The sequence below is a fragment of the Bradyrhizobium sp. RD5-C2 genome, assembly GCF_019972155.1.
Taxonomy (GTDB): Bacteria; Pseudomonadota; Alphaproteobacteria; order Rhizobiales; family Xanthobacteraceae; genus Bradyrhizobium.
In genome coordinates, this window is sequence record NZ_BOVL01000021.1 from 310,553 (window position 1) to 321,491 (window position 10,939).

Genomic DNA, 10,939 nt, shown 5'->3' on the forward strand with positions numbered 1-10,939 from the left:
AAGATTCAACCGCGGAAATCCTCGTGCAGCAGGCCGAACAGCAGGTGGTCCTGCCAGATGCCGTTGATGCAGAGATAGCGCCGCGCCAGGCCCTCGCGGGTGAAGCCGCACTTCTCCAGCACGCGGATCGACGACGCATTGGAGGGAATGCAGGCCGCCTCGATGCGATGCAGGTTGAGCTCGCCGAACAGCGAGGGCAGCAGCACCCGCAACGCCGTCGTCATGTAGCCGCGATGGGCGTGCGGCAGGCCGACCCAATAGCCGATCGTGCCGGCCTGCACGATGCCGCGGCGGACATTGGCGAGCGTGATACCGCCGATCATCACCCCGTCCGATTCGCGGAAGATGATGAACGGATAGGAACGGTCGGCGGCGATATCCTCGCTGTAGCGGCGCAACCTGCGGCGGAAGCCGGCGCGGGTCAGGTCGTCGGACGGCCAGATCGGCTCCCATGGCGTCAGATAGGCGCGGCTGAACTCGCGCAACTGCGCCCATTGCGGGAAATCCGACATCTGCGGCGCACGCAGCAAAAGCCCGTGCCCCCGCGGCATCAGTGCAGCCGGTCCACCGGACGGCAAACGAAACAGGGCCATGGCCCAACACTCCCCGACCTCACCCTCGTCCCGCGTTTGCGGGGTCGAGACGAGCAAAGCTCGCTCTTAGAGGGTCGGGGTGAGGAGCCCTTTCCGCAGCCTCGATCTGCGGCTCGATCCCTCACCCGAAGCCTTCGACTTCGACCCCTCCCCGCAAGCGCGGAGCCAGGTGAACCCAAAACCTAATGCAGCAGCGTCTTTGCCTTCGACTTCGTCAATCCTTCCGCAAAAGACACCGCCGTGTCCAGACCCCTGCCGCTACCGAGTGCAACGACGGCGGGCCGGCTGCGCGACAGCAGCGCGCGGGCGGCGTTGCGGCTCGATTCGACCGAGACCGCGTCGATCCGCGCCACCAGCTCTTCCACCGTCTGCGGCCGGCCATAGGCTAGCACATGGCGTGCCAGTTGCTCGGCCCGGGATGAACAGCTTTCCAGCGCCATCAACAGGCCGGCCTTCATCTGCGCCTTGGCGCGGGCGACCTCGGCCTCGGTCAGGGTTTCCACCGCGTCATTGATGACGTCGACAATGACTTCCATCATTTCCGGCGCGTCGGCGGGATCGGTCCCGGTGTAGAGGCCGAAGAAACCGGTGTCGGTGTAGGGGGCGTGGAAAGTGTAGATCGAGTAGCACAGCCCGCGCTTCTCGCGCACCTCCTGGAACAGCCGCGACGACATCCCGCCGCCGAGCGTGTTGGTGAAGACCTGCAGCGAGAACAGCGACAGGTCGGTCTGCGGCACGCCTTCGAGCGCCAGCGTCAGATGCGCCTGCTCGAGTTCGCGATGCACCACCCGCGAGCCGCCCTTGCCGAACATCGCAGGCTGCGGCGCCGGCGCCGGCGTGGCGTCGAAGCTCGCGAATTTCTCGGCGACGTCCTCGACGACGCGCTTGTGATCGACGGCGCCGGCGGCAGCGACCACCATGTCCGGGGCGCGGTAATGCGTCGACAGATAGCCGCGCAGCGTGTCGCGGTTGAAGGCCTTCAGCGTCTTGGCGGTGCCGAGCAGCGAGCGCCCCATCGGCTGGTCCGGATAGCAGAGTTCGTTGAGGTGCTCGAACACGACGTCGTCGGGCGTATCCTGGGCCGCGCCGATCTCCTGCACGATGACGCTCTTCTCGCGCTCCAGTTCGTCCGGCACGAAGGACGGGTTGGCGAGGATGTCGGAGAGCACGTCGAGCGCCAGCGGCACGTCCGCCTTCATCACCCGGGCGTAATAGGCCGTGGTCTCGGTCGAGGTCCCGGCATTGAGGTCACCGCCGACCGCCTCGATCTCCTCGACGATCTCGCGCGAGGACCGTCGCGCGGTGCCCTTGAACGCCATGTGTTCCAGAAGATGCGAGATGCCGTGCTCGTTCGGCTTCTCGTCGCGCCCGCCGACCCCGGCCCAAACCCCAAGCGCCGCAGTCTCCAGATGCGGCATGGTGTCGGTGACGACGGTCAGGCCACTCGGCAGCTTGGTGATTTCAACACTCATCAGGCAACTCCCTGCTTGGCGGCACGGCTGACCGACAGCACGAAGCGCTCGACCTCGGCGGAATCATTCTTCATGACCGTCATGTGTTCGGATTTCGTCATCAGGCTTCCGAGCCAGGCCGGCAATTGCGGGCGCACCCCGCAGGCCGCCTCGACCGCATCGGGGAATTTGGCCGCATGCGCGGTCGACAGCACGATGTTCGGTATCTTGGAGTCCGAGGTGTCGCGGTCGGCGACCGCAAGCGCCACCGCGGTGTGCGGATCGACGAGATCGCCGGCCTCGCGCCAGGCGGCACGGATCGCGGCCGCCGTCTCGGTTTCGTCGGCGCGGCCGGCGTCGAAATCACGGCGCACCGCAGCCAGCGTCGCATCCGGCAGCACGAAGCGGCCGGACTGCTTCAGCGAGGCCATCAGGCGGCGCACCTGATCGGCGTCGCGGCCACTGGCCTCGAACAATAGCCGCTCGAAATTCGAGGACACCTGGATGTCCATCGACGGCGACGCCGTCGCGTGCACCTCGCGCACCTCGTAGTTTCCGGTCTTCAGCGTGCGCGGCAGGATATCGTTGACGTTGGCGGCAATCCGCAGCCAGCGGATCGGCAGCCCCATGCGCTTGGCGACATAGCCCGCGAAGATGTCGCCGAAATTGCCGGTCGGCACCGTGAAATCCACAGTCCGCTGCGGCGCGCCGAGCGCAACCGCCGAGGTGAAATAATACACCACCTGCGCCACGATGCGCGCCCAGTTGATCGAGTTGACGCCCGACAGCGCCACCTGGTCGCGGAAGCGATGGTTGTTGAACATCTCCTTCACCAGCGCCTGGCAATCGTCGAACGTGCCTTCGATCGCCAGCGCATGGACGTTGGAAGCACCGGTCGTCGTCATCATGCGGCGCTGCACCTCGGAGATACGCCCGTTGGGGAACAGCACCACCAGGTCGACATTGTCGAGATTGGCAAAGGCCTCGACCGCGGCGCCGCCGGTATCGCCCGAGGTTGCGACCACGATGGTGGTGCGCTGCGCGCGCTTGGCCAGCACGTGATCCATCAGCCGCGAGATCAGCTGCATCGCGACGTCCTTGAATGCCAGCGTCGGCCCATGGAACAGCTCGAGCAGGAACTGGTTCGGCCCGACCTGGTCGAGCGGCACCACGGCGGGATGGCGGAAGGTGGCATAGGCCTCGTTCGCCATGCGGCCGAGCTCGGCGTCGGAAATCTCGCCGGCGACAAACGGTCGGATGATCTCGACCGCGACCTCCCAATAGGGACGGCCGAAGAAAGCAGCGATGGTCTCGGACGACAATTGCGGCCAGGTCTCGGGCATGTAAAGCCCGCCGTCACGGGCAAGCCCGGTCAGCATCACATCGCAGAAGCCAAGCACCGGGGCCTCACCCCGGGTCGAAATATACCGCGTCAAACCGCCCTCCAAAGGCTTCGATTAGAGCCTTAAGCCTTTGATATCGTGGATTTATCGAGTTCGCCGCATGCGATCCGATATGGTTCACCATAGAAGATCGGACCAACAATGGGTAGCCCGAAGCGCGCGCCTCGGGGGCGTGCGGAGTGGTGAGTGGCGTCGCCCGCGACCCACCGCCAGCGCCGCATTCACAACCGTCGTCCTGGCGAAAGCCAGGACCCATAACCACCGCATTCGGTGATGACCGGGATCGTGGCCCCAGGGTCGCGCAACAATTGAGATTCGGGGTAATGGGTCCTGGCTTGCGCCAGGACGACGTTGAGTGTGTTGCACGATCCGGAGCAAGCCCGGTGTCATCACCCGTTAAAGCGCACGCGGGTGATCCAGTATTCGTCCCTAACCGCTCGGCGGCGCCAGCGGCTGCACGATCTCCTGAAACGGCGGCAGCGCCTCGCAGCGCGCGGTGTGGGCCTGCAGCGCCGGATAGCGTGCATCGAACAGATGCGGATGCGCCTCGCCGGCGAAGCGCAGCGCGCAAGCCACCGCGATATCGGCATGACCGATGCGATCGCCCAGCCAGTACGGCGCCAGCACCGCCGCGCGCTCCTGCTCCAGCACCGCGAGCACGCCCGCAATCTGCGCCTCGCAGCGCTCGACCCAGAGCTTCAGCTGCTCCTTGCGCAGCACGCGCTCGTAGACAAGGCTCACTGCCTTGTCGGCGAGCCCGGTCGCCAGCGCCGCGATGCGCAGATGGCTGCGCCGCGCGGGCCCTGAGCGCGCAATCATCGCCCGCTCCGGCCCGACCAGCTCGTCGAGATAATCCAGGATCGCACCGCTCTCGATCAGCGCCTCGCCGTCATCGAGCACCAGCGTCGGCACCCGCCGCACCGGATTGTACGCCGCAACCTTCTCCGCATCGCCGAAGGTCGACCACGGCTTGTGCTCGAACGGCAATCCATAGAGCCGCAGCGCGATCGCGGTGCGGCGGACAAAGGGCGAGTCGTACTGGCCGATCAAAAACATCCGTCATCTCGTCGGTCATGCCGCGGCAGGCCACAGCCCGCGAAAGCAGGGCTTTCGAAGGTCGGGCGGCCAAGCCGGGTCAGAGGTTGCGCTTTGCACCATCCTAGATGGCTTGCGCCGCGTTGCAACCGGATCATGATCCGGTCTGACTATCCAATCACCGGCACATGCCGCGCCGCATCGCGCGGCAGTTTGCCGTCGAGCCTGGGATCATCCGCCACCTCGACCTGCCGCTTGAACGCACGGAAGCCGGAGCGCTGGTAGAACGCGATCGCGGAGGGATGATCGAAGGTGCAGGTGTGCACCCAGACGCGACTGACGTCGCGCGACCAGGCGATCTCGAGCGCGCGGTTCATCAGGAAGCGCGCGGCGCCGGTGCCGATGAACTTTGCGGTGACGCCGAAATAGAGCAGCTCGCATTCGCCTGATACGCTGAAGTCGAGTTCGAGCAGGCCTTCATCTCCGCCGTCGACGACCAGCCCGTAGAGCTCGACGCCGGGCGCATGAATCCGCCCGCCGAGATCGGCGTCATCGAGCCGCCCCGTGCGGGTGAACCACAGCCATTGCTCGCCGACGCGGCGGTAGAGATCGCGGTACCAGTCGAGCGCCGGCGGCTCGACCTTGCGCAGGCGCCACGCGCCCGGCGGATCGTCGCGCCGCGGCGGACGCTCGGTCATTTCCAGATGCGTGACGACAGCGGCGATCTTGCCGTGGGGGATGTCGGAATAACCGTCGGGCAGCAGCATCGCGCGACCTTTGTTTCCATTCGATCGGCGGGAAATATCCGCATGTCGCGGCAGATGCAATGCAACGCGGCGTAACAATGTTACCGATTTGTCAGTCGGTGCTTTGGCGAATCAAGCGCTCCATGTCGCAAGGCCACCCGAGCAACGACCGTGTCGCGCCATCACACGCTGCCGCCGATCATCTATACGCCGCCGCCACCGAAGGCGAAGCCCACGCGGCGCCGGCGCGGCATCGGCTACGCTTATGGCGCGAGCGCTGCTGATGAGGCCGCGGACATCGAGGACGGCGCAGCGGTGCGCAGCGCTCCGGTGCTTCCGCAACACGCGCGCCCGGTCGAGACGGTCGAGCGGCGCATGCCGTCACCGAACGGCAAGCTCAGCGACGACACGCTGCGCGCGATGCTGGAGGTGCAGGAGAAGCAGGCGAAGTAAGCGCGCGACGTCACCCCATATTCGATGTCGTCCCGGCGAAGGCCGGGACCCATAACCACAGGATCGGGTTGCTCAAGCGCGCTGTGGCCCCAGCGCGCAAGGACAATTGGCATCGGTGGTTATGGGTCCCGGCCTCCGCCGGGACGACGTAGAGTTTTGGGCCGCCGCCTTGCTTACTTTGGCCCCAGCGCCGTCACCTCGGCGTCAGCGAGATCGCCTCGGCGGTTGCGGCTTCCACGGCCGGGCGGCTGTAGAGCAGCGGGACATATTGGCCGGTGGCCCAGAGCGGGGCGAGGTCGCGGTAGTGGCCGCTGAAGGGATCGCCGGATTGGCCGGGCGTGTTGATGGTGCGGCTCGCATCCCAGTTGCCGACATCGAGCACCATGCGGAACGAAGCGCCCGCGGTGAGATGATAGTCGGAGCGGCGATAGGTGGCGGCGCGCGGCACGTTGGCGGCGCCGCCATAGGCGAGCGGGCCGACCGACATCTGCGCCGCGGTCGCCTTGTCGGCGAGCGGCATCAGCGCGTGATCGAACTTGGCGACATGCAGGCGGCCCCAGCGCCACGTCGACGCATCGCCCCCGAGCTTGCCGGCGACGTCGGCAACGGCCTCGCCGAGGCTGTCGCGCAGCACGCGGTCACGTCCGCCGGCCGGATCGCTGCCGAGCGCTGCGTCGGGCTTTTCGAGATAATCGACGATGGCGGAGATGCTGGAGGCTTCCGGCGCGATCAGTTCGGCCGCCTTCGGCGCCGTGGTCTTGAGCAGCACCGGGCCGAGATGGTTTGCGATCCAGACCTCGTAGACCGCGGCCGCGGCGCTGTCCTCAGCGTCGCGCGCGTCCCACGCCTTCAGGAGATCGAGGCCCTTCTTCACATTTGCATCGTCGGACGACAGCGGCTTCAGCAGCGCGACGAGGCGCCGCGCGAGCATGCCGGTGTCGTCGTTCTGCAACGCCATCGCATCCGCCAGCGTCACCTTGCTGTTGGCCTGCAAGACCTCCGTGATGCGCTGCCAGCGCGCGCTGTCGGACCATTCGAAGCCGACCCGGCGCTCATTGACCGGATAATCCGCCGGCAGGTTCATCTGGTTGGCGGTGGCGATGAAGCCCTGCTTCGGCTGGTACTGCTTCGGCAGCTCGTCGAGCGACAGAAAACCCTGCCACTCGTAGCGGCCATCACCGGGCACCGGCATCAGGCCGTCGAAGGTGGTGCGGCGCGGCGTCCTGCCGGCGGCAACCCAGCCGATATTGCCGCTAGTGTCGGCATAGACCTGGTTCTCCGACGGCGCGCCCCAGCGCCGCATCGCGCCGAGGAAGCCGGTCCAGCTCTTCGCGGTCATGTAGTCGGACGAGCCAAAATAGGCCGAGGTGCCCGGCTCGAACCAGATCGAGCGCACGGCGAACGCGTGCTTCTTGTCGGCGTCGACAAAGATCACCGGACCATGGCGGGTGAATTTCAGCTCGAGGTCGCGGTCGGCTTCGCCCTTCACCGCCTCCTTCTCGTGCACGATGCGCATATCCTCCCAGCCGGTGCCGTAGCGGTACTGGTTCGGATTGTCAGGGTTGAGCTCGTAGACGTAGAGGTCTTCCTGGTCGACGTTGAAGATGGTGAGGCCAAACGCGATGGTGTCGTTGTGGCCGATCGAGATGCCCGGCAGTGCCGGTTCGCCGGCGCCGATCACGGAGATGCCGGGCGCGTTGAGGCCGACGATGTAGCGCAGCGACGGCACCGAGTGCTCGCGATGCGGATCGTTGGCGAGGATCGGCCGTCCGGTCGCGGTGCGCGATGCGGCGATCACCCAATTGTTGGAGCCGATGGTGTCGCGCTGCTGATCGGCCTCGGCCAAGTATGTGTCAGGATCATGCGCCAGCGCCGCCTTCTGGTCCTTGGGCGCGGCGAACTTCACCGGGCGCGTGGCGAGGTCGTAGGCCGCGAGCACGCCCTTCGGCACGCTGCACGGGTCGAGCCCATCGGGGATCTTGGTGGTCCAGGTGGGTTCGAGCTTGACGCGGAAGCGATCGGCATCGAGGCCGGCGGCGCAGGCAACTAGCGCCCGCTTCACTTCGGAGGCGACGTTGCGCGTGAGGCCGTGGCTGCGGACCCGCACCACATCCTCCGCCGACCACAGGTCCGGCATCGTGCCCGCGATCCTGAACTCGATCGGCAGCGGCCGCTTGCCCGCCTTGACGTCGGCGACATAGGCGTTGACGCCGGCGACGAAGGCCTCCGCATAGGTTTTCGCCTTCGGACCATAGGCGGCCCATTCCGCATTCATGTCGCCGCGATAGAGGAACTGACGCAGCGCCTTGTCCTGCTCGGCATAGGCGGGGCCGAAATCCTTCGCCAAGAGGCCGAGCCCGCGCTTGCGCCAGAGATCGATCTGCCAGAGCCGATCGCGCGCGGCGCTGAAGCCTTGCAGGAAGAACAGGTCGTGCTCGTTGCCGGCATAGATGTGCGGGATGCCCCAGACGTCGACCAGGATCTGGCCCGGCGCCTTCAGCCCGGCGACGTCGGTCTTGACTTCGCGCGCCGCCACAAGCGGGCTTGCCTTCTCGCGCGCCACGGCCGGCGCGGCGAACCACGCGGTGCAGATCGCGGCGGTGACTAGTTTCGCGACGCGGTTGATATCCGTGTTCATGTTGTTTCTCCCGATGGTTGTTATTGGTTATGAGACGTCTTCAGCCGCAGCGGCACTGCACCCCCTCTCCCGCTTGCGGGGGGAGGGTTGGGGTGGGGGTGTCGCCGCGATAGGACTAGCCATTGCGTGGAGAGAGCCCCCACCCGCATTGCATCTGCGATGCAATGCGGCCTCCCCCGCAAGCGGGAAAGGTGCAGCGAGGCTGCCGCACGAATTCACTACTCCCCCTCGTCGCTCGCCAGCACGCCCTTCACCGCGCGGGCCCAGCCGGCGAGCTTGCGGTCGCGCGTGGCTTCGCTCATCGCCGGCCTGAAGCGGTGTTCGAGCCGCCAATTGTCAGCGAATTTCGCGGGCTCCGGATAGACGCCGGCCTCGAGGCCGGCAAGATAGGCCGCCCCTAGCGCCGTGGTCTCCTGGATCATCGGGCGATCGACCGGCGCGTTGAGCAGATCGGCGAGCCGCTGCATGGTCCAGTCCGATGCGGTCATGCCGCCGTCGACGCGCAGCACGGTGTTGGCGGCGTTCGCCTCCGGCCAGTCGGTGCGCATCGCGGCCCACAGGTCGAAGGTCTGGTAGCAGACGCTCTCCAGCGTTGCATGCGCGATCTCGGCCGGGCCGGTGTTGCGGGTCAGCCCGATCAACGCGCCGCGGACACGCGGATTCCAGTAGGGTGCGCCCATGCCGACGAAGGCCGGCACCAGATAGACGCTCTGCATCGAGTCGGATTTATCGGCGAGCGGCCCGGTCTCGGCGGCATGCTTGATGATGCCGAGCCCGTCGCGCAGCCATTGCACCGCGCTGCCGGCGACGAAGATCGAGCCCTCGAGCGCGTAAGTGCGCTGGCCATTGAGCTGGTAGGCGATCGTGGTGAGCAGCTTGTTCTTCGAGGCGACCGGCGTGGTGCCGGTATTGAGCAGCGCGAAGCAGCCGGTGCCGTAGGTCGACTTCATCATGCCGGGCTCGAAGCAGGCCTGGCCGATGGTCGCGGCCTGCTGGTCGCCGGCGATGCCGGAGATCGCGATCGGGCCGCCGAACAGATCAGCCGTGCTCTCGCCGAACCGGGCGGAGGAATCCTTCACCTCGGGGAGCATCGAGCGCGGCACGCGCAAGAGATCGATGAGGTCGTCGTCCCACGCCCCGGTATGGATGTTGAACAGCAGCGTGCGCGAGGCGTTGGTGGCGTCGGTCGCGTGCACCCGGCCGCCGGTGAGCCGCCACAACAGATAGCAGTCGACGGTGCCGAACAGCAGCTCGCCGCGCTCGGCGCGTTCGCGCGCGCCCGGCACGTGATCGAGGATCCAGGCGACTTTGGTGCCTGAGAAATAGGGGTCGATGATCAATCCCGTTTTGGCCGAGATCGCCGGCTCATGGCCCTCGGCCTTGAGTTTGGCGCAGATGTCGGCGGTGCGGCGGTCCTGCCAGACGATGGCGCGATGCACGGCCTGGCCGGTGGCGCGGTCCCACACCACGGTGGTCTCGCGCTGATTGGTGATGCCGATCGCGGCGATGTCCTTCGCCTTCAACCCGGCCTTCTCCAGCGCCTCTCGGCACACCATCACGGTCGAGGTCCAGATGTCCTCCGGCTCGTGCTCGACCCAGCCGGAGGCCGGGAAATGTTGCGGAAACTCCTGCTGCGCGACCGCGGCGATGGAGATGTCGCTGCGAAACACCATCGCGCGCGACGATGTGGTGCCCTGATCGATGGCCAGCACGAAAGACATGAGCGTTTCCCTTTAGGCGTCGTAACAGGCGCCAAGGGAGCGGATTACCGCGGCGAGGTCAAGATTGCTGGTGAGTGTGGCGGGATGGTCGAGGCAAAAGCCCGCGACGGAATCAGACCCGTCATCCCCGCGCAAAGGCTTCGCCTTTGTCGCTGGAGGAGCGCGAAGCGCGTCTCGAAGGATGCACGGCCACAGTCGGGCCGTCGACCCTTCGAGACGGCCGCTACGCGGCCTCCTCAGGGTGACGGAGACGGATTAGACCCGATCACATCGGCCGGTAGGTCCTGACGTCGCCGGGGACGTTGACGCCGATTTTGATCGCGCCGACCGAGCGGATGATGTCGTCGCCGAGCAACTGGGCGAAGCAGGCGTAGCCCCAGTCGTTCATGTGCAGGCCGTCGGCGATGACGAAATCGTCGATCGGGATCGCCTGTTTCTCGTGCCAGTCGCGCATCACCTCGAAGCGCGGGAAGATGCCGACATGGCGTAGCGCGGCGATGCGGCCGAGCAGTTTCACCATGCCGCGTGCGCTCTCGGGGCGCTCGGTGACACGCGGCGAATATTGCGGATCGACCAGCACGACATCGGCGCCGGACGCCTGCAGCCGCGCCACGCCGTCCTCGACCTGCTTGGCGGTCTCGGTCGGATCGAGGTTGCGCAGCACCGCGTTGGTGCCGACCTGCCAGATCACCATGTCGGGATGCACGTCGAGCACTTCGGTCTGCAGCCGCTTCATCATCTCGGGTGCATCCTCACCGCCCTTGCCGCGATTGAGCACGCTGATGTCGGCGGACGGATACTGCCGGCGCAACTGTGCGGCGAGCCGGCTCGGATAGGTGAATTCCGGCGCCGACGAACCGTAGCCCTGGGTCGAGGACGAGCCGAACGCGATGATGACG

The 10,939-nt window shown here is 66.5% G+C and carries 9 protein-coding genes; 1 reads left to right on the forward strand and 8 read right to left on the reverse strand.

Going from position 1 to position 10,939, the window contains the following annotated elements:
* Positions 1-5 precede the first annotated feature (5 nt).
* From BraRD5C2_RS28720 to BraRD5C2_RS28740, 5 genes are all read right to left on the reverse strand, one after another.
* The gene (locus BraRD5C2_RS28720; RefSeq protein ID WP_021076543.1) at positions 6-593 is read right to left on the reverse strand and encodes a GNAT family N-acetyltransferase; all 588 of its coding nucleotides are present in this window, start codon (positions 591-593) and stop codon (positions 6-8) included.
* Between the two features lie 182 nt (positions 594-775).
* The gene (locus tag BraRD5C2_RS28725; RefSeq protein WP_223974394.1) at positions 776-2,065 is read right to left on the reverse strand and encodes a M16 family metallopeptidase; all 1,290 of its coding nucleotides are present in this window, start codon (positions 2,063-2,065) and stop codon (positions 776-778) included.
* A complete protein-coding gene (thrC, locus tag BraRD5C2_RS28730; RefSeq protein WP_223974395.1) occupies positions 2,065-3,480 on the reverse strand; it encodes a threonine synthase in 1,416 nt (471 codons plus the stop codon). The genes BraRD5C2_RS28725 and thrC overlap by 1 nt, the downstream gene beginning before the upstream one ends.
* Positions 3,481-3,876: 396 nt before the next feature.
* Positions 3,877-4,503 (reverse strand): glutathione S-transferase family protein, encoded by a 627-nt coding sequence (locus BraRD5C2_RS28735; RefSeq protein WP_223974397.1) that lies wholly within the window; start codon positions 4,501-4,503, stop codon positions 3,877-3,879.
* Between the two features lie 149 nt (positions 4,504-4,652).
* The gene (locus BraRD5C2_RS28740) at positions 4,653-5,249 is read right to left on the reverse strand and encodes a GNAT family N-acetyltransferase (RefSeq protein WP_223974399.1); all 597 of its coding nucleotides are present in this window, start codon (positions 5,247-5,249) and stop codon (positions 4,653-4,655) included.
* Positions 5,250-5,399: 150 nt separating this feature from the next.
* Here BraRD5C2_RS28740 and BraRD5C2_RS28745 point away from each other — a divergent pair, with 150 nt between their 5' ends.
* Complete coding sequence (locus BraRD5C2_RS28745) at positions 5,400-5,681, forward strand: hypothetical protein (RefSeq protein ID WP_223974401.1); 282 nt, start codon at positions 5,400-5,402, stop codon at positions 5,679-5,681.
* 193 nt (positions 5,682-5,874) lie between these two features.
* Here BraRD5C2_RS28745 and BraRD5C2_RS28750 read toward each other — a convergent pair whose 3' ends face one another.
* From BraRD5C2_RS28750 to BraRD5C2_RS28760, 3 genes are all read right to left on the reverse strand, one after another.
* Entirely contained in the window at positions 5,875-8,319 is a 2,445-nt protein-coding gene (locus tag BraRD5C2_RS28750) for a penicillin acylase family protein (RefSeq protein WP_223974403.1), read from the reverse strand.
* A gap of 218 nt (positions 8,320-8,537) precedes the next feature.
* Entirely contained in the window at positions 8,538-10,040 is a 1,503-nt protein-coding gene (gene glpK / locus BraRD5C2_RS28755; protein WP_223974405.1) for a glycerol kinase GlpK, read from the reverse strand.
* A gap of 265 nt (positions 10,041-10,305) precedes the next feature.
* On the reverse strand, positions 10,306-10,939 hold a 634-nt coding region (locus BraRD5C2_RS28760), incomplete at its 5' end, for an SGNH/GDSL hydrolase family protein (RefSeq protein WP_223974407.1).

Excerpts from the sequence above, each read along its gene's own strand:
- BraRD5C2_RS28735 (WP_223974397.1), bottom strand. The coding sequence starts at position 4,503 with ATGTTTTTGATCGGCCAGTACGACTCGCCCTTTGTCCGCCGCACCGCG.
- glpK (WP_223974405.1), bottom strand. The coding sequence starts at position 10,040 with ATGTCTTTCGTGCTGGCCATCGATCAGGGCACCACATCGTCGCGCGCG.
- BraRD5C2_RS28750 (WP_223974403.1), bottom strand. The coding sequence starts at position 8,319 with ATGAACACGGATATCAACCGCGTCGCGAAACTAGTCACCGCCGCGATC.
- BraRD5C2_RS28740 (WP_223974399.1), bottom strand. The coding sequence starts at position 5,249 with ATGCTGCTGCCCGACGGTTATTCCGACATCCCCCACGGCAAGATCGCC.
- BraRD5C2_RS28720 (WP_021076543.1), bottom strand. The coding sequence starts at position 593 with ATGGCCCTGTTTCGTTTGCCGTCCGGTGGACCGGCTGCACTGATGCCG.
- BraRD5C2_RS28725 (WP_223974394.1), bottom strand. The coding sequence starts at position 2,065 with ATGAGTGTTGAAATCACCAAGCTGCCGAGTGGCCTGACCGTCGTCACC.